The organism is Burkholderia sp. PU8-34 (assembly GCF_053427725.1).
In genome coordinates this window covers 456,734-474,729 of record NZ_JBSAXC010000004.1, presented here as the reverse complement: position 1 = coordinate 474,729, position 17,996 = coordinate 456,734, and the positions used below count along the sequence as shown (strand labels likewise).

At 70.0% G+C, this 17,996-nt stretch carries 17 protein-coding genes; 11 read left to right on the top strand and 6 right to left on the bottom strand.

From position 1 onward, the window contains the following. Window positions 1–23: 23 nt before the first annotated feature. Genes ACV22Z_RS13510 through ACV22Z_RS13480 form a run of 7 tightly spaced genes read left to right on the top strand, consistent with a single transcriptional unit; the run spans window position 24 to window position 6,919 of the window. The gene (locus ACV22Z_RS13510) at window positions 24–1,247 is read left to right on the top strand and encodes an AAA family ATPase (protein ID WP_448076790.1); all 1,224 of its coding nucleotides are present in this window, start codon (window positions 24–26) and stop codon (window positions 1,245–1,247) included. Further along, on the top strand, window positions 1,244–2,626 hold the full coding sequence (locus ACV22Z_RS13505; RefSeq protein WP_448076789.1) for a CpaF family protein: 1,383 nt from the start codon (window positions 1,244–1,246) through the stop codon (window positions 2,624–2,626). The genes ACV22Z_RS13510 and ACV22Z_RS13505 overlap by 4 nt, the downstream gene beginning before the upstream one ends. Continuing rightward, window positions 2,623–3,600 carry a type II secretion system F family protein gene (locus ACV22Z_RS13500; RefSeq protein WP_448076788.1) on the top strand — a complete coding sequence of 326 codons (978 nt, stop codon included), beginning with the start codon at window positions 2,623–2,625 and terminating at the stop codon, window positions 3,598–3,600. Before ACV22Z_RS13505 ends, ACV22Z_RS13500 begins: the two co-directional genes overlap by 4 nt. Continuing rightward, window positions 3,597–4,541: a type II secretion system F family protein gene (locus ACV22Z_RS13495; RefSeq protein ID WP_448076787.1), complete on the top strand. Its 945-nt coding sequence runs from the start codon at window positions 3,597–3,599 to the stop codon at window positions 4,539–4,541. The genes ACV22Z_RS13500 and ACV22Z_RS13495 overlap by 4 nt, the downstream gene beginning before the upstream one ends. Further along, window positions 4,538–5,419, top strand: coding sequence for a tetratricopeptide repeat protein (locus tag ACV22Z_RS13490; protein ID WP_448076786.1), 882 nt, complete (start codon window positions 4,538–4,540; stop codon window positions 5,417–5,419). The genes ACV22Z_RS13495 and ACV22Z_RS13490 overlap by 4 nt, the downstream gene beginning before the upstream one ends. Then, entirely contained in the window at window positions 5,416–5,844 is a 429-nt protein-coding gene (locus ACV22Z_RS13485) for a TadE/TadG family type IV pilus assembly protein (RefSeq protein ID WP_448076785.1), read from the top strand. Before ACV22Z_RS13490 ends, ACV22Z_RS13485 begins: the two co-directional genes overlap by 4 nt. Then, window positions 5,837–6,919: a TadG family pilus assembly protein gene (locus tag ACV22Z_RS13480; RefSeq protein ID WP_448076784.1), complete on the top strand. Its 1,083-nt coding sequence runs from the start codon at window positions 5,837–5,839 to the stop codon at window positions 6,917–6,919. Before ACV22Z_RS13485 ends, ACV22Z_RS13480 begins: the two co-directional genes overlap by 8 nt. Here the strand turns inward: ACV22Z_RS13480 and ACV22Z_RS13475 are convergent. Together ACV22Z_RS13475 and ACV22Z_RS13470 are read right to left on the bottom strand one after the other, a co-directional pair. Beyond that, complete coding sequence (locus tag ACV22Z_RS13475; RefSeq protein WP_448076783.1) at window positions 6,883–8,172, bottom strand: glycosyltransferase family 87 protein; 1,290 nt, start codon at window positions 8,170–8,172, stop codon at window positions 6,883–6,885. The genes ACV22Z_RS13480 and ACV22Z_RS13475 overlap by 37 nt on opposite strands. A gap of 12 nt (window positions 8,173–8,184) precedes the next feature. Beyond that, window positions 8,185–9,285 carry a glycosyltransferase family 2 protein gene (locus ACV22Z_RS13470; RefSeq protein ID WP_448076782.1) on the bottom strand — a complete coding sequence of 367 codons (1,101 nt, stop codon included), beginning with the start codon at window positions 9,283–9,285 and terminating at the stop codon, window positions 8,185–8,187. A gap of 296 nt (window positions 9,286–9,581) precedes the next feature. Here ACV22Z_RS13470 and ACV22Z_RS13465 point away from each other — a divergent pair, with 296 nt between their 5' ends. Then, window positions 9,582–9,956, top strand: a complete 375-nt coding sequence (locus tag ACV22Z_RS13465) for a phage protein NinX family protein (protein WP_448076781.1) — start codon at window positions 9,582–9,584, stop codon at window positions 9,954–9,956. A 162-nt stretch (window positions 9,957–10,118) separates the two neighbouring features. Here ACV22Z_RS13465 and ACV22Z_RS13460 read toward each other — a convergent pair whose 3' ends face one another. Further along, the gene (locus ACV22Z_RS13460) at window positions 10,119–10,997 is read right to left on the bottom strand and encodes a LysR family transcriptional regulator (protein ID WP_448076780.1); all 879 of its coding nucleotides are present in this window, start codon (window positions 10,995–10,997) and stop codon (window positions 10,119–10,121) included. Between the two features lie 117 nt (window positions 10,998–11,114). Between ACV22Z_RS13460 and ACV22Z_RS13455 the strand changes: the two genes are divergently transcribed. Beyond that, complete coding sequence (locus tag ACV22Z_RS13455; RefSeq protein WP_448076779.1) at window positions 11,115–12,692, top strand: MFS transporter; 1,578 nt, start codon at window positions 11,115–11,117, stop codon at window positions 12,690–12,692. On the opposite strand, the gene ACV22Z_RS13450 is transcribed toward ACV22Z_RS13455, so the two are convergent. Beyond that, window positions 12,655–13,731, bottom strand: a complete 1,077-nt coding sequence (locus ACV22Z_RS13450) for a LysR family transcriptional regulator (RefSeq protein WP_448076778.1) — start codon at window positions 13,729–13,731, stop codon at window positions 12,655–12,657. The genes ACV22Z_RS13455 and ACV22Z_RS13450 overlap by 38 nt on opposite strands. A gap of 328 nt (window positions 13,732–14,059) precedes the next feature. On the opposite strand from ACV22Z_RS13450, the gene ACV22Z_RS13445 reads away from it, so the two are divergent. Together ACV22Z_RS13445 and ACV22Z_RS13440 are read left to right on the top strand one after the other, a co-directional pair. Then, window positions 14,060–14,353 (top strand): hypothetical protein, encoded by a 294-nt coding sequence (locus ACV22Z_RS13445; RefSeq protein ID WP_448076777.1) that lies wholly within the window; start codon window positions 14,060–14,062, stop codon window positions 14,351–14,353. Window positions 14,354–14,871: 518 nt separating this feature from the next. Next, window positions 14,872–15,204, top strand: coding sequence for a hypothetical protein (locus ACV22Z_RS13440; RefSeq protein WP_448076776.1), 333 nt, complete (start codon window positions 14,872–14,874; stop codon window positions 15,202–15,204). A gap of 219 nt (window positions 15,205–15,423) precedes the next feature. Here the strand turns inward: ACV22Z_RS13440 and mmsB are convergent, their stop codons facing one another. Together mmsB and ACV22Z_RS13430 are read right to left on the bottom strand one after the other, a co-directional pair. Next, window positions 15,424–16,320 carry a 3-hydroxyisobutyrate dehydrogenase gene (gene mmsB / locus ACV22Z_RS13435; protein WP_448076775.1) on the bottom strand — a complete coding sequence of 299 codons (897 nt, stop codon included), beginning with the start codon at window positions 16,318–16,320 and terminating at the stop codon, window positions 15,424–15,426. 114 nt (window positions 16,321–16,434) lie between these two features. Beyond that, entirely contained in the window at window positions 16,435–17,961 is a 1,527-nt protein-coding gene (locus ACV22Z_RS13430) for a CoA-acylating methylmalonate-semialdehyde dehydrogenase (RefSeq protein WP_448076774.1), read from the bottom strand. Window positions 17,962–17,996: the final 35 nt, after the last annotated feature.

Below are 17,996 nucleotides of genomic sequence, written 5' to 3'. Positions count from 1 at the left end.
TTTATGCTGATACCACCGCGCCCATGAACGTCCTCGACCGCCACAACGCCACACGCGCCGCCGCCGCGGCGAGCGCTGCCACCGCGGATCTCGTCGTGGTCGTGTCCGATCCCGGCAGCGCGGACGTGATCCGGCGCGTTGCGCAGGATCTGTCGATTCCGCGCGCGTACATGCAGACCGGCAATTGCGACGACGCGATCCGCCTGCTGCAGCAGAACGAGCGCTCGCCGCGCCAGCTCGTCGTCGACGTGTCGGACTCGGTGCTGCCGGTGTCGGACCTGATGCGGCTCGCCGAGGTCTGCGATCCGTCGGTGCGCGTCGTCGCGATCGGCACGCAGAACGACGTCGGGCTGTTTCGCAACCTGCTCGGCATCGGCGTCCAGGATTACATCGTCAAGCCGTTGACGGTCGAACTGATGCGGCGCACGCTCACGGCGACCGAATCGGTCGTGCAGGTGCGCACCGGCAAGACCGTGAGCTTCGTCGGCGCGCGCGGCGGCGTCGGCGTGACGACGGTTGCGGTGAGTCTCGCGCGCTGCCTTGCGGGCGAGAAGCGCCGCCGCGTCGCGTACGTCGACCTGAACCTGTACGGCGGCGGCGCGAACTCGATGCTCGGGCTGTCGAGCAACAACGGACTGATCGAGCTGCTGAACATGGACCAGCGTCCGGACGACGCGCTGTTCGACCGGATGTTCGTCACGAAGGGCGACCGGCTGCACGTGCTGTCGGCGGAGCTCGCGTACGGCGCGGACGTGCCGCTGCGCGACGCGTCGATCGCGCATCTCGTCGACATGCTGAAGGACCGCTTCCACTACGTGCTGTTCGACATCGGCGCGCGGGCCGGCCCGCTGTTCGAGGGCGCGCTCGACGCGTCCGATCTCGTGCACATCGTGGCCGACCGCTCGGTGCACGCCGCCTACGAGGCGGCGCGGCTCGCGCGCTTCGCCGAGGAGCTGCCCGGCGACCGGATCCTGTCGATGGTGCTGAACAACCCGCTGCCGCCGGTCGAGGGGCGCGTCGCGCGCGCCGATTTCGAGGACGCGTTCGGGCGCGTGAGGCTGCGCGAGCTGCCGCACGAGCCTCAGGCGCTCGCGGTTGCGGAAAACCTCGGCGAACCGGTCGGCAACGGGAAGCGCAACGGTTTCGCGCACGAGATCGCCCAGCTCGCGAACGGCATCACCGGTGAGTCGATGGTCGCCGCCGAGTCGTGGTACGCGCGGTTCATGAAGTGGAGGAAGGGATCATGAAGTTCGGCACCCGCAACCGTCCGCCCGAAGGCTTCGTGCCGGCTGCGCCACGCCCGCCGGCGGCCATGCCGGCGCCGGCGCCCGTGCGCGCGGCCGGCGCCGCCGACAGCCACGAGGCGCTGATCCGCTCGGGCAAGTTCGATGCGATCCGCGCGGCGGTGTTCGCGTCGATCAACATGTCGGCCGCGCTGATGAAGACGCGCGACGAGGTGCGCGCGGGCATCGAGCAGGTTGCCGCGCACACGGTCGAGCGCGAGCAGCTGAAGATCACGGCCGGCGAACAGATGCTGATCGTCGACGCGATCCTGAACGACATGTTCGGCGTCGGACCGATCGAGCCGCTGCTCGCCGACGACACGGTCACCGACATCCTCGTGAACGGGCCCGATCAGGTCTACGTCGAGCGCGCAGGGCGGCTCGAGCTCACGCCGCTGAAGTTCCGCGACAACGCGCACGTGACGAGCGTCGCGCAGCGGATCGCGGCGGCGGTGGGGCGCCGCGTCGACGAGAGCAGTCCGATGGTCGATGCCCGCCTCGCCGACGGCAGCCGCGTGAACGTCGTGCTGCCGCCGGTCGCGATGCGCGGCCCGTCGATCTCGATCCGCAAGTTCGCGAAGCGCGACATCACGCTTGCGCGGATGGCGCAGCAGGGCAACATCTCGCACGCGATGCTGCAGACGATGAAGGTCGCGTGCGCGTGCCGGCTGAACATCGTGATTTCGGGCGGCACGGGCTCCGGCAAGACGACGCTGCTCAATGCGCTGTCGCAGCATATCGAGGAGCACGAACGGATCGTGACGATCGAGGACGCCGCGGAACTCCAACTGCTGCAGCCGCACGTCGTCAGCCTCGAAACGCGGCCGGAGAACACCGAGGGGACCGGCGGGATCTCGCAGCGCGATCTCGTGCGCAACGCGCTGCGGATGCGGCCCGACCGGATCATCCTCGGCGAGATCCGCGGCCCGGAGGCGTTCGACGTGCTGCAGGCGATGAACACGGGCCACGACGGCTCGATGACGACGATCCACGCGAATTCGCCGCGCGACGCGATCAGCCGGCTCGAGAGCATGGTGATGATGGCGAACGCGAACCTGCAGCTGCTGTCGATCCGGCGCCAGATCGCGAGCGCCGTCAACCTGTTCGTGCAGGTCGAGCGGATGCGCGACGGCGTGCGCCGCGTCACGCGGATCACCGAGATCGTCGGGATGGAAGGCGAGGTGGTGATCACGCAGGACCTGTTCGCGTTCCGGCAGGACAGCGACACCACGCGCGACGTGGTCAAGGGCACGTTCGAGGTGTCGTCGCTGCGCCCGACGTTCTCCGCGCGCGCCGCGTACTACGGTGTCGAGAATGCGCTCGCGGAGGTGTTCCGGCCATGACAGCGGCGGATCTGTTCGCGGCATGCGCGTTCATCGTGATCCTCGGGATCGGGCTCGGAATCTCGTCGCTGATCGATCGCGTGCGCCACGCACCCGCGCAACGCATTCGCGCGCGGCTGCGCCGGTTGTCTGCGCCGCATTCGGGCGGCGAAGCGGAGGCGGCCGGAGGCACCGGCATTGCGCTGTTCAGCCTCGAGCGCCGGCACGGGCGCGCGCGCGCGTGGCTGCAGCATTACGTGACGCGCGTGCGTGCGGTGAGCGGCGACGGCGGCGTGCGCATCGTCGTGGCCTGCACGCTCGCCGGCGCGATCGCGGCGCTCGTGGCGGTCAGGCTGTTCGAACCGCCGGGAGTCCTGCGCCCACTGATCTACGCGGGGTTGCCGTTCGCCGCGTTGCGCGCAAGCTATCTCGGGCTGATCCGGCGTTTCCGCGTGCGTTTCCTCGAGGCATTCCCGGACGCGATCGACCTGATCGTGCGCGCCGTGCGCGCGGGCATCCCGGTCACGCAGGCGATCAGCACGGTCGGCGACGGCGCGGCCGAACCCGTGCGCTCGACGTTCCGGACGATGGGCGACAGCCTGCGGCTCGGTGCGGACCTGAAGGACGTGCTGACGCAGGCCGCGGACCGGCTGATGATCGCGGACTTCTCGTTCTTCACCGTGTACCTGCTGCTGCAGCGCGAAACGGGCGGCAGCCTCGGCGAGTCGCTCGACGAGCTGTCGGGCATCATTCGCGCCCGTCGCGACATTCGCCTGAAGTCCCGCGCGCTGACCGCCGAGAGCCGGATCACGACCCACATCATCTCGGCGATGCCGTTCGCGATCGTCGGGGTGCTGTTCGTCGTGAACCGGTCATACGTGATGCTGCTGTTCACGACACACGCGGGCCATGTGTTGCTGACGATCGCGGCCGTGCTGCTTGCGGTCGGGCTGCTCGTGATCCGCAAGATTTCCAGGCTGGATACCGCACGATGACGATGCCGACATTCGCCGCCCATGCGCTCGAGCTGCTGTTGCTGCTCGGCTGCGTCGCGCTCGCGCTGGCGACGCCCGGCGGCGGCACGCGCAAGCGGATCGCGGTGCGCGTGCGGCAGGCGGCGGGGCAGCTCGCGCCGTCGCTCGACGCGGGGCTGCGGCAGCCCGGCGACGTTCGCAAGGACCTGTCGCGGCGTCTGGCGGAACTCGGCGAACGGCTGCCGGTGCTCGATCCGATGCAGCGCGTGAAGCTCGGCCTGCAACTGGCGCGCGCCGGCTACCGCGACCGCCGCGCGGTGTCGTCGATGATCGGCATCAAGCTGACGTGCGGCGTGCTGCTCGCATGCTGCGCGATTGTGTTCAGTCCGACCATCCCGCGGTTCGGCGATTATTTCGTGATCCGCGCGCTCGCGATGATCGGCGCGTTCATGATCGGCATGATCGTGCCCGAGTACGTGCTCGGCGCGATGATCCGCCGGCGCCGGCGGGCGATTGCCGCATGTTTTCCGGACGCACTCGACCTGCTCGTGATTTGCACGATGGCCGGCAACAGTCTCGCGACCGGCGTGCGGCGCGTCGCGCACGAACTCGCGCGGATCTGCCCGCCGCTCGCCGACGAGCTGACCGTCTGCGCGGACGAGCTGACGTTGAGCGGCGACGTGTCCGCGACCCTGACCCATTTCGCGACGCGCGTCAACTTCGTGTCCGCGCGCTCGCTCGCGACGACGCTGGCCCAGTCGCAGCGCTACGGTACGCCGATCACGCAGGCGCTGCGGACGCTGTCGCGCACCGAGCGGACCGAGCAGATCGTCGCGCTCGAGGAACGGGCCGCGAAGCTCGCGCCGAAGATCACGCTGCCGATGATGCTGTTCATCATGCCGACCGTATGCCTGATCGCGGCGGGCCCGGCGGCGATCCGCCTGATCGAGGTATTCAAATGACACGAACCGCCGTGCGCGCGCTCGCGCTTGCACTCGTGCTGCCTGCGCTGGCCGGCGGCTGCAGCTCGCCGGACGTCCGCACGCGGCCGGTGCTGTCGCACAAGAGCGACGATCCGCAGACCGAGTTGCGGATCGCGGACAGCGCGCTGGCGGGCGCCAACGTCGAGCTCGCAGGGACGCTGTACGAGAAGGTGCTCGCCGCGCATCCCGATTCGCTCGCGGCGCGCGTCGGGCTCGGCGACGTCAACTACCGCACCGGCGATCTCGAGCGCGCGCGGATGCTCTATGCGGAGGCGGGCCGGCAGGCGCCGGCGGCACTCGGCCCGCAGCTCGGCCTCGCGCGCGTCGCGCTGCGGCAGCGCAGGCTCGACGAGGCCAGCGAGCGCTACCGCGCGCTGCTCGCCGCGCAGCCGAACCTGCCGCTCGCGGCCGAGGGGCTCGGCACCGTGCTCGACCTGCAGGGGCGCCACGCGGACGCGCAGGCCGTGTATCGCGACGCGCTGCGCGCGCATCCCGACGCGCAGGGGCTGCGCGTCGACCTCGGGCTGTCGCTCGTGCTCGCGAACCGGCCGCGCGAGGGCGTGAACGTGCTGCTCGACGTTGCGGGCCTGCCCGACGCGCCGTGGCAGGCGCGGCAGAATCTCGCGTTCGCGTACGGCGTGCTCGGCAATACCGATTCGGCGAAGAAGCTGCTGGCCGCGGACCTGCCGTCATCGGCGGTCGCCGACAACCTGCGCTTCTACGAGGCGGTGCGCGCGCGCCTTGCGTCGCGCGGGGCCGGCGCTGGCGCTGGCGCTGCGCTGCTGTCCGCTCCGGCGCCGCTGTCCGGCACTGCGGCGCAGCGCGACGCGCGTGCCGGCACGGAGGCCGCAAAATGACACGCCGGGCGATGGGCGCCCGCCAAGCGCGCGGCGTCGTGTCCCTCGAGTTCGTGCTGATGCTGCCATTCCTGCTGATGGTGCTGCTCGGCATCATCGATTGCAGCCTGCTGCTGTGCGACAAGGCCGTGATCACCAATGCGAGCCGCGAGGCCGCGCGCGCAGGCGTTGTCGTGCGCGTGCCGATGCTGACCACGACGCAGGTCAGCAACGTGGCGCTCAACTACACGCAGAACAGCCTGATCACCGGCGGCACCGCGACGCCGCCGGCCGTGACGGTGACACAGGCGAACGGCACGACGTCGGGCACCGCGCTGACGGTGACCGTGACCTATACGTACTCGGGGCTCGTGCTGGGCTCTGCGTTCAGCGCGCTGACGGGGCCGGTCACGCTGTCGGCGACGTCGGTGATGCTCTATGAGTGACACGGGCCGGCACGGCGGCGCATCCGGGCACGATCCCGCCGGCGACCGGCGGTGCGCGCATGCAGCCAGCCCGCCGCAGCGGGGCTCCGTCGCGTTGTTCTTCCTGCTGTTCCTGATTCCGCTGCTGTCGTTCGGCGCGCTCGCGATCGACGTCGCATGGGTGGCCGTGGCACGCAACCAGTTGCAGACCGCGGCCGACGCCGCGGCGCTGGCCGGCGCGGACAAGCTGTTGTCGTCCGGCGCGGCGACGCTGAACTGGACGCAGGCGGCGAGCGCGGCGAACGGCGCGGTTGCGCTGAACTCGGCGGCCGGCGCGGCGCTGTCGACGGGCACGGTCGCGACCGGCTACTGGAACCTGACGGGCAGCCCCGCGGCGATGCAGGCGACGACCATCACGCCCGGCGTGTACGACGCGCCGGCCGTGCAGGTCACCGTGTCGCGCGCGGCCGGCGTGAACGGCGGCACGATCCCGCTGCTGCTCGGCGGCCTGCTCGGCATTCCCGGCGCGTCGGGCAGCGCGACCGCGGTGGCCGTGCTGGCCGCGCCCGGCGGCATCGCGTCGGGCGGCCTGTTTCCGCTCGCGATCGACCAGTGCATCTACAACCAGTACTGGAATGCGGCGACCAACCAGCCGCTGATCAATCCGCTGACGAACCTGCCGTACGAGTTCATCATCACGAACGGCCAGACCTACGGCGCGTCATGCGTGGGCGGGCAGTGGACGTCGTTCCTGTCGACCGCGTCCGACACGACGACGATGAACGGGCTGATGGCGACCGGCAATCCGACGCCGCTCGCGATCGGCAACAGCATCTACCTCGCCACCGGCGTGAAGGCGACGCTCTACACGTCGGTGCCCGTCGGCACGACCGTTGTGCTGCCGGTCGTCACGCAGACGGCCACCAGCACCTACGTGCCGGTTGTCGCGTTCGCGGCGTTCCAGATCGACTTTGCGGCAGGCGGCACCGCCAAGACCATCCAGGGCCACTTTGTCGCCGGCATCAAGCTGAACGGCATCGCATCGGGTGTCGGCCCGTACTACGGCGTGTATGCCCCGCCGCGGCTCGCGCTGTGAGCGCCGGCCGGCCACGCGCGTGAACGATCCTCGGGCCGCACGCGGCGCAGCAACAGCAGCAGCGCGAAGAGGGTCACGGCCGGCCCGATCTGCGGCAGCTTCATCCACGGGTTCAGGTATTCGTACGCGGGCAGCGCCCACATGAGGACGACAGCCGTCTGCTCGCCGCGCCGCCAGCCGTCGCGCCAGCCGAGCGACGCGACGCACGCGAACGCGATGCCGAGCCACACGAGCTCGTAATGCCACAGGTACGGATTCGCGGCGAGCGTCGCGACCGCCAGCACCGCGCCGCGCAGGCGCGTGTCGGGGGTGCGAGCCCACACGATGCACGCGGCTGCGATCGCGATCGCGGCAATGCACACCTGGGCGACATAGGCGGCCGCGAGCGGCGCGCCGGCGATGCGCAGCGCGGCGAACGGTGTCGGCGACGCCAACCAGAATACGACGCTGTTCTCGAGGATGATCGTGCGCGCGAGTCCCGCGTTCGCGGCGAACAGGCGCAGCGACTGCACGCCGCACACGAGCACGCTGAGCGCGACGAACGCCACCGTGGCGATGGCGGCCCACGCGAACGTGCGCCACGCACGCGCGGCGATCAGCACGAACGGGAACAGCAGCGCCATCTGCGGCTTGATCGCCAGCAGGCCGATGCAGACGCCGGCCCACGCCGGCCGGCGGTCGGCCCAGTACACGGCCAGCGCGGCGAACGACGCGGTCAGGAACGCGTTCTGCCCGAACACCGCGGTGACGAACACGCACGGGCACCCGATCAGCACCAGCCAGCCGAAGCGTCGCGTGCCCGGCAGCGCGCCGAGCCCCGCGACGCGCCACACGGCGGAGCCGTACAGCGGGATGCCGGCGGCCACGAACAGCGGATACGCGATCGCAAAGGGCAGCAACGCGAGCGGCGTCACCATCGTCAGGTAGGTGGGCGGGTAGAGCCACGCGAGAAAGCCGTCGCGGCTGAATGGCGGGAACAGTGAGGTCAGGAGCCGCACGAATGCCGGGTAGTCGTACGCCTGCCACGGGGCGCCGTGCAGCATCACGTACGACGCGGTCCAGAACACGGCAAAATCCGCGCCGGGGCGCGTCGTGACCGTCGCGCCCGAACTGGCGCGTGCGCACACCCAGATCCACGCGAACAGCGCAAACACCGCCAGCGCGAACACGCTGTACAGCACGACCCGCTCGCGCGTTACCCAAGCCCGGACGGGGCGGGCGTCGACGCGCAGCGGTTGCTGGTAGAGATCCATGGTTGCGCTGCGCTACTTGACCGACATCTTTCGGGCGGGGTGGGCGGCGGTTGCCGGTGCCGCCGTCCGGCGGCGCGAGGCGGCCATCCGCTTGACCGGGAACGGCAGCAGCTTCGAATCCGGCTGCGCGTCGCCGTTCGGCGCGGATTGCGCGCGCGCGCGGCGTTCGGCGCGGTAGCGGCGCCGCACGAGATACACGGGGCGCTGCTTCGACTCGTGATAGATGCGCCCGAGGTATTCGCCGATCACGCCGATGCCGATCAACTGGATGCCGCCGATGAACAGCACGACCGAAATCAGCGACGCATAGCCGTGCACGGGGTTGCCGAACAGCAGCGTGCGCAACACGATGAACGCGCCGTAGACGAGCGCGAGCATCGCGAACGCGAGGCCGACATAGGTCCACACGCGCAGCGGCACCGTGCTGAAGCTCGTGATGCCTTCGAGCGCGAAGTTCCAGCGCCGCCAGCCGGAGAATTTCGAATGGCCGCCGCTGCGCGGTGCGCGCGTGTATTCGACGATCGCGGTGCGGAAGCCGACCCACGCGAACAGCCCCTTCATGAAGCGCCGCCGCTCCGGCAGCGCGCGCAGCGCGTCGACGACCTGGCGGTCCATCAGCCGGAAATCGCCGACGTTTTCCGGCATCTCGACTTCGGACAGCGCATTGTGCACGCGATAGTAGAGCGCGGCGGCCGCGCGCTGCATGAACGGATCGCACATCCGGTTGGTGCGCTTCGCCGCGACGACTTCGGCGCCGGCGCGCCAGTGTTCGATCATCGTGGGGATCAGCGCTGGCGGGTCCTGCAGGTCGGCGTCGATCAGGATCACCGCGGCGCCGGCCGCTTCGTCGAGGCCGGCGGTCAGCGCGGCTTCCTTGCCGAACCGGCGCGTGAGGTCGACGACGCGGATGCGCGGGTCGTCGGCCGCGACGGCGACCAGCCTGTCGAGCGTGCGGTCGTGGCTGCCGTCGTTGACGCAGACGATCTCGAAACGGATCGAATCGACCGACTCGAGAATCGGCAGGGTCTCGGCAAAGAACGCGTCGATCGCATCGTATTCGTCGTGAAACGGCACGACGAGCGATACCAGCGGTTTTCTGGCGTGCGTGGACATGCGTCCCCCCGAAAGATCCTTGCTGCGCGGCATCGTGTGGATCCTGATCCCGTTGTGGCCGGCGGCGGAGCGGTCGCGCTTCCGATCCTGAACGAATTCTGGTTCTGGTCTGGCTTGCCCGCGTTGCGCCTGGCCGGGCCGGGCGGCGGGTGTGCCGGCCATTGTACGCACGAATAGGCGATTCGTAATAGGGTTGCGCGGGTTTGTCCGGACAGCGTGTCACCGATGAAAACCGGGTTCGCCGGCGGTGCGCACAGCGCGCTAGCATGAGGCTTTCGGCGGCGACGGAGGCGGCCATGCAAGTCCAGGATTTGACGGGCGCATCGCTGGATTACTGGGTGGCGGTGGCGGAAGGGCTCGGCGCGCCGCGCGTCGACGACGCGGGATGCCGGGCCGTACGCGAGGTGGACGGTGCGCCGGTGCGGTTCGCGCCGTCGTCGTCGTGGGACGACGGCGGCCCGCTCGTCGAACGCCTGCCGTTCGCCGCGTTCGAGCGCGACGGCGGGCGCGGCGCTTGGCGGGCCGTGCTGCACCGCGCGGTGCCGGCTGCGGGCGAGCGCTGCACGTTCAACCAGTCGGGCCCGACACTGCTGATCGCGGCGATGCGCACGCTCGTCGCGTCGACGTTCGGCGACGACGTGCCGGATCTCGACATGACGAAGGCGCGGTGAAGGAGGGGGCGCCGCGCGCTCGCGGCATGACTGGCGCCCCGATCACGGAAGCGGTTCCGCGCGGACAAACATCGGATCGCGAAATGCCTGTTCGCTGCCGTGTGACTTGTACCGTTCGTGACCGTTGCACCGGCGGCAGCGCGCGATGCGATGCCGTCCGGCTCAATCCGGCTGCGACACGCTCCGCAGGAAGGCGCGCACGGCGGGCGCTTTCTCGAAGCGCCGGAAGGCCAGCGCGAGCTCGGACGTGATCGGCTTGCCCGCAAGCGGCCGGTAGACGACGCCCGGCAGCGCGACGCAGCGCGCGAGCGCGTCCGGAATCACCGCGACCCAGCCGTTCACGGACACGCACGCGAGCACCGCGAGCAACGCGCCCGGCCGCGCGGCGATCACCGGCGCAAAGCGCCCGCGGCGCGCAACCTCCAGCGTGCCGCCTTCCTGCTCGGGCACCGCGAACCGCGCGCCGGCGAGATCGGCGGCCTTGATCGTCTGCATTGCCGCGAACGGCGAATCGGCCGGCACGGCCGCGACGAACACGTCACGCTGCAGCGTGACGGTCCGGATCTCGCCGGGCAGCGGCATCGGCGGGCGGACATACGCGATGTCGAGCCGGCCCGCGCCGATCTGTTTCGCGACGTCGTCCATCGGCACTTCGCGCAGGTTCAGCTCGATGCGCGGATGGGCAGCGCGAAACGCGCCGACCGTGCGCTGCAGCGTGCCCGAATAGACGGCCGACGACACGTAGCCGATCTCGATCCGGCCTAGCTCGCCGCGCTCGGCGCGCGTCGCGAGTTCGCGGCCGCGCTGCAGGTGCTCGAACGCAGCGCTCGCTTCTGCGAGGTACGCCTCGCCCGCGGCGCTCAGCGCGACCGAGCGCCGCGACCGCTGAAACAGCCGCACGCCGAGCAGCCGCTCCGCCTCCTGGATCTGCCGCGTGAGCGCGGGCGGCGCCATGTCGAGCGCGTCGGCCGCGCGGGCGAAGTGAAGGTGGTGCGCAACGCTGAGGAACGCGCGGACGTGACGGAATTCGAGCTGGCCCATGATTGTAGAAATCGTCAATAAAACAACGTGGGAATGTCAATGACGGGCAATACCGGGCAAGCCTAGCATACGGCTAGGCGTGAACAGCCCCTAGTCCATCCTGCCCCGGAGTCACCGATGTCCCAGTCTTCCCCGGCGCCGCGCACGGGAGAGTCCGCCGCCGCGCCCGCGCCGCGCGGCGGTGCGCGCATGCCCGCCGCCGCGACGCTCGCCGTCGCATCCGCCACCTGTTCGCTGATCGTGCTCGACACGAACGTCGTCGCCGTGTCGCTGCCGAGCATCGCGCGCAGCTTTCACGCGAGCTTCGCCGACATCGAGTGGGTGGTGAGCGCGTACATGACCGCGTTCGCCGCGTGCCTGCTGCCCGCCGGCGGGCTCGCCGACCGTTTCGGGCGCAAGCGGATGCTGGCGGCCGGCCTTGCGGTCTTCTTCGCCGCGTCGCTCGGCTGCGGGATCGCGCCGTCGGCCGGGTGGCTGATCGCGGCGCGCGCGGTCAAGGGCATTGGCGCCGCGCTGCTGCTGACGGCCGCGCTCGCCGTGATTGCGAACCGCTTCCCGGACGGGCGCGAACGTGCCCGCGCGTGGGCGATCTGGGGGATGTGCATGGGTGTCGCGACCGCGATCGCGCCGCTCGTCGGCGGTGCGATCACGCAGTGGATTGGCTGGCGCTGGGTGTTCCTGCTGAACCTGCCGGTGTGCGCGCTGCTTGCCGTGGGTGCGCGCGTCGCGATCGGCGAATCGCGCGATCCGCACGCGAAGCGCGTCGACGCGGTCGGCAGCCTGCTGTTCGGCGCGGCGCTCGCGTGCGGGATTGCCGCGCTGATCGGCGCGCCGGCGCACGGATGGCTGGCGGCGGGCACGCTCGGCCGTTTCGGGCTCGCCGCCGCGCTGTTCGCGGGCTTCGTCGCAGCCGAGCGCTGGCAGGCGCGGCCGATGATCGACCTCGCGCTGTTCCGCGCGCCGCGCTTCGCCGGCGCGGTGCTCGCGATGTTCGGCTATGCGGCGTGCGCGCAGGTGATGATGACGTTCCTGCCGCTGTACCTGCAGAACGCGTTCGGCATGTCGGCGATCGACGCGGGGCTCGGGATGCTGCCATTCGCGTTCGCGATGATCGTCGGGCCGTCGTTCGGCGCGGCACTGGCGGCGCGCATGTCGTCCGGCGGCGTGCTCGCGGGCGGGCTCGCGCTGATCGGCGCAGGCAACCTGCTGACCGCGGCGCTGACGGCGAGCGGCGACTACCGGCTCGTCGCGCTCGGCATGTGGGTGACGGGGTGCGGCGCCGGCATCATGAACGGCGACACGCAAAAGGCGATCATGGCGTGCGTGCCGCCGCACCGCACGGGCATGGCGTCGGGGATCAGCACGACGACGCGCTTTACCGCGATCGTGACGGCCGTCGGCGTGCTCGGCGCGGTGCTGGCCGCACGTGCGCACACGCAGCTCGACCAGCTGCTCGCGGCGGCGCCCGACGTGCGCGGATTCGTCGATGCGCCGTTCATGTCGAGCCTGCTGGCCGGCGATCTCGCGCGCGCGCTCGGGCGCGTGCCGCCGGAGGCGGCGAGGACGCTCGCGGATGCCGCGCCCGCCGCGTTCGCGAGCGGGTTTGCCGATGCGCTGAACCTGAGCGGCGTGCTGGCGCTCGTCGGGGCGGTCGCGATCAGACGGTTGCTCGCGCAACCCGCGAGCGGGGCGTGACGGCGCGCTGCGCCGGCTTCGCCGGTGACGCGTTGGCCGCCCCGACGGGCGGCGCCGCCGCATCGGCGTCGAGCCAGCTTCGCGTTGCCTCGGCAATCAGTCCGTGCAGCCAGCGCACGCCGTCGACGCACGCGTCCGCTTCGTTCCAGGTCATCCGGTACACGATATCCGGCGGATCCGCCGGCAATGCGACGATGCCGAGCGGCAGCAGCTTCGCGTAGTGCCGCGCGAGCCGGACGGTCGTCGTGAGGATCAGGTCCGAGCGGACGAGCGCGTGCGCGGCCAGCTCGAAATGCGGCAGCGTGACGACGATCCTGCGTTGCAGGCCGACCCGTTCGAGCTGCCGGTCGATCGCGCCGGACGCCTCGAGCCAGGATGGCGTCGGACACAGCTGCTGCGCCTGCGCGTATTCGGCGGCCGTCATCCGGCCGCGCTTCACGACCGGATGCGTGACGCGCATCAGGCAGACGACGCGGTCGTCGAACAGGTCGTCCTGCCGGAACCGCGATACGCGCGCGGGACGGTTGTCGATGACGATGTCGAGTTCGCCGTCGGCGAGCGCGCGCTCGGCGTCGAAGCCGTCGCCGAGCGGGTGGAACACCAGTTGAGCGTGCGGTGCGCGTTCGCGAAACAGCGTGACGAGCTTCGGCACGAACAGCACGTTCAGATAGTCGGGGCAGCCGATCCGGTAGGTGCGCACCGATGTTTTCGCGTCGAACGTCGGCTGCTGGATGCGGATGAAGTCGATCACGCGCAACGCGTTGCGCAGCGGCTCGATCAGCCGCGCGCCGAACTCGGTCGGCACCATCCCGTAGCGGCTGCGTACCAGCAGCGGATCGTCGAGCAGCGTGCGCAGGCGCTTCAGCGCCGCGCTCGTCGCCGGCTGCGACATGTTGAGCCGCACCGCGGCGCGCGACACGGTCCGCTCGGTCAGCAGCACGAGCAGGATCCGCATCAGCCGTGCGTCGAGCGTCTCGAGCGCGTGCGTCGCGTCGTGCGGATCGGGGGAGGGGCCGATTCGGCCTAGTGTGTCCGGCATGGCGGAGCGATGCGGGTGCGCACGTGCGCACCTCCGACGTCGTCCGCCACGAGCGCGAGGCCCGTGCGGCGGGTGGCTTCGAGTTGCACGCCGATGTCTCCTTCCATGTGGAGGCGCGGGCATGCCGCTTGTATGCGCAGCGTCGGCCCAGTGCCGTGGACGTTATGTGCCGGATTCGTTCGCGAGTATGTGCGGCCGGCCAGGCAATGGGAAATTAAATATTCGGGTAGGTCTCATTCGGGAAATGAATGGAGGGCATCGGCAAGCATGGCGATTCGATGGCACGCAAATTGCTGCTACTGGTTTTTCACCGCTGGAGGGATGTGTCATGCAACGTGATCCTTTTCGTCATATGTGGCAGGCGCTCGCCGCCGGCTTCCTGATCGTCGGCGTTGCAGCGGGCGCGGGATGCTCGAAGCAGAGCAGCAGTACGTCAGGGACGGAGCAGGGGGCGTCGGGCAGCATGGCGCCCGCGCAGTCGGCGGGCAGCATGGCGCCTCCGCCGCCGGCTGCTTCAGGCGGCATGTCGAGTAGCGGCGGCGCTGCGGCAGGTGGCGGCACGGAGGGCGGTGCGACCGCGCCGGGTGCGGCATCTGCGCCATCGGGGGCGAGCGGCGGTTGACGCGTCACTCGCGGTAGAAGGGGCGCCGCCCGCGGCCTGTGCTTCGCGAGCGGCGCGTCGAATTCGCGCCGGGGTCGGAAGACGCTTGCGGCGCAGTGGGCGCGTGCGTGAAAAATCTGCAGCGGCGTTTGTAATATCAGCGGTTCACGAGCCGCGCAGGAAGCGCGAGCGCGCAGCCGGCCAGCATGCACGCGGCAAAACCGGACAGGCCCGCGCGCTGCGTCGTGTCCGCTTTCGAGGCCGAACGACCGCAGCGTGACAGTCCCGAACGCGCGCGGCTCGTCGCCGCTCCGCACGTGTCTGCTTCAACCGGCCGCATTGACAGGCTATTACCGGATCTTCAGCCGCGAGCCCCGGCAATTTCGGCACGAACCACGCCTCCCGCCTCGCCCGAACCCCCATCGTTTAACCATTGGAAACAGTTTGTTCACTGTATAGGGCATGATCTCCGGCGCATTGGCGGGCATACTGGCGGCCATGTTGTCGAATGCCGTCTGCGCGACGGCGCACTCCCCCCGATGCCGAACCCACTCTTTTTCAAATCCGTGCGATGGCTGCCTGTCGTGGCCGCTGCATGGCTCCTCGCCGCGTGCTCGACCGCTTCCGACGTCACCGCGACGTCCAACCCGAACGTCTTCACCGTGTCGACGCGCACGGTCGGCGTGGCGACCACCTGGGCGGATGCCCACACGAAAGCGGTCAACGAAGCGACCGATTTCTGCTCGCAGCGCGGGATGCGCGCGAGCATGAAGCAGGAATCGCTGAGCAACGGTCGTGGCGTGAACGCGCGCTCCGAACTCGCGTTCGAGTGCCATCCGACCTTCGAGGCCGAGTCGAACCCGCGCGGTTGAGCGCATTACGACTGCAGGGCGCTGAGCGACGCAGGTTCGCGCCGGCCTGACGGTCGCGTAACGTGACCGCTGCGCGCGATCATCACCCGCATGTCCAACGGGTAACCCGTCACCGGATAGCAGGTGAGGGATCGGCGCGTCCGCGCATCGCGTATCGCGACGCTGGCCGAAAGCGGCCGAATACGGCACCGCCCGGCCATTCCCGCCGTCGATCCGCCTTCAAGCGGCCGGCGCCTGCGCCTCGTACAGCTTCACGCACGCGGAGAAGTCGAGTCCGCCCAACCCCTGCTGGCTCATCGACTGATAGAGCTGCTGCGCGAGCGCGCCCATCCACACCGGCTGGCGTGCCTGCCGCGCGGCTTCGGTCGCGAGCCCGAGATCCTTCAGCATCAGGTTCGCGGCGAAACCGCCCGTGTAGCCGCGTGCGGCGGGCGTCGTGTCGCTGACGCCCGGATACGGGTTGTACGTGTCCGAGCTCCAGCAGCGTCCGGTCGACGTGTTGATGATCCCGGCCAGTACGGCCGGATCGATGCCGAGCGCCGCACCAAGCGCCATCGCCTCCGACACGCCCATCATCGAGATGCCGAGCAGCAGGTTGTTGCAGATCTTCGCGATCTGGCCGGTGCCGGTTGCGCCGCAATGCACGACGTTCTTTCCCATGTCGAGCAGCACGGGCCGAATGCGCTCGAACAGCGCGTGCTCCGCGCCGACCATGAAGGTCAGCGTGCCGGCCTGCGCGCCGCCCGTGCCACCCGACACGGGCGCGTCGGCGAGCGGCAGGTCGCGCTGCGCGGCCGCGTCGGCGACGGCGCGCACCGTGCCGGGATCGATCGTGCTGCAGTCGATCAGCGTCGCGCCGGCGCGCGCGCCCGCCAGCACGCCGTCGTCGCCGAGATAGACGCGCTGCACGTGCGGCGCTGCCGGCAGCATCGTGATCACGACCGACGCGCGGGCCGCGGCTTCGCGCGGCGAGCCGGCGGCCGTCGCGCCCGCGCGCACGGCCGCATCGCCGGCATGCGCGTCGACGTCGAACACCGTCAGCGCGTGGCCGGCCTTGAGCAGGTTGGCGGCCATGGGGCCGCCCATGTTGCCGAGCCCGATGAATGCGATTTCCATGTTGTTTGCTCTCCTGTCGACCGGACTTGGCGCTTCAGCGCTTAGTCCGGTCCCATGCTTCGCGGTCGACCGGACCTGGCGCTTTGGCGCTGAGTCCGGTCCGATGCATAACTGTCAGCGCAGCGCGATCGTCGTGTTCACGCCGCCGGCCGTCGCGTCATCGTCGAACCAGCGCGCGGTGACCGTCTTCGTCTGCGTATAGAACTGCACGACCTGCTTGCCGTACGGGCCGAGATCGCCGAGCTTCGAGCCGCGCGAGCCGGTGAAGCTGAAGTAGGGCACCGGCACGGGGATCGGGATGTTGATGCCGACCTGGCCGACGTCGATCTCGCTCTGGAACTTGCGCGCGGCCGCACCGCTCTGCGTGAACAGGCCGACGCCGTTGCCCATCGGGTTGCGGTTGACGAGCGCGATCGCGTCGTCGAGCGTGTCGGCTTCGAGCACGACCACCACCGGCCCGAAGATCTCGTCCGTATAGATCGACATGTCGGTCTTCACGCCCGAGAAGATCGTCGGGCCGACGAAGTTGCCCTGCTCGTAGCCGGGCACCTTTACGTCGCGGCCGTCGAGCAGCAGCGTTGCGCCGGCCTTCACGCCTTCGTCGATCAGGTTCGTGATGCGCGCATGCGCGGCCTTCGAGATCACCGGGCCGACGTCGGTGCCGGCCTCGTGCCCCGCGTTGACCTTCAACTGCTTGGCCTTCTCGACGAGATCGGGCAGCCAGTCGCGCGCGGCGCCCACCAGCACGACGACCGACGTCGCCATGCAGCGCTGGCCGGCCGCGCCGAACCCGGCGCCGACGAGCGCGTTGATCGTCTGCTCGCGATGCGCGTCGGGCAGCACGACCGCGTGGTTCTTCGCGCCCATCATCGACTGCACGCGCTTGCCGTGCTCGCTGCCGAGGTTGTACACGTGCGTGCCGACGCGCGTCGAGCCGACGAACGAGATCGCCTTCACGTCCGGATGCGTGCACAGCCGGTCGACCGCCGTTTTGCCGCCATGCACGACGTTCAGCACGCCAGGCGGCACGCCGGCCTCGATCGCGAGCTCGACGAGCTGCATCGTCGACAGCGGGTCCTGCTCGGACGGCTTCAGCACGAACGTGTTGCCGCACACGATCGCCATCGGGAACATCCACAGCGGGATCATGCCGGGAAAGTTGAACGGCGTGATGCCCGCGCACACGCCGATCGGCTGGCGCAGCGTGTACGTATCGACGCCGCCCGCGATGTTCTCCGCGAATTCGCCGAGCTGCAGCGTGCCGATCGAGCATGCATGCTCGACCACTTCGAGGCCGCGGAAGATGTCGCCCTGCGCGTCGGGCAGCGTCTTGCCCTGTTCGGCGGTCAGCGTCTGCGCGATGCGCTCGAGGTTGCGGCGCACGAGATCCTGGAACTTCAGCATGATGCGCAGCCGCGCGCCGATCGGCGTGGTCTTCCAGGTCTGGAACGCGCGCTGCGCGGACGCGATCGCGGCATCGACCTCGTCGACGGTCGCATACGGCACGCGGCCGATCACTTCCTGCGTCGCGGGGTTGACGACGTTGCCCCATTCGGGGGTCTGCGATTCGACGAACTGGCCGTCGATCAGCAGCTTGGCGGTGGGCAAGGCGAGGGTGGTCTGGGGTACGGCGGCGTTCATGAACGATCTCCGAAAGTAGCGGTAATGAGTAGCGG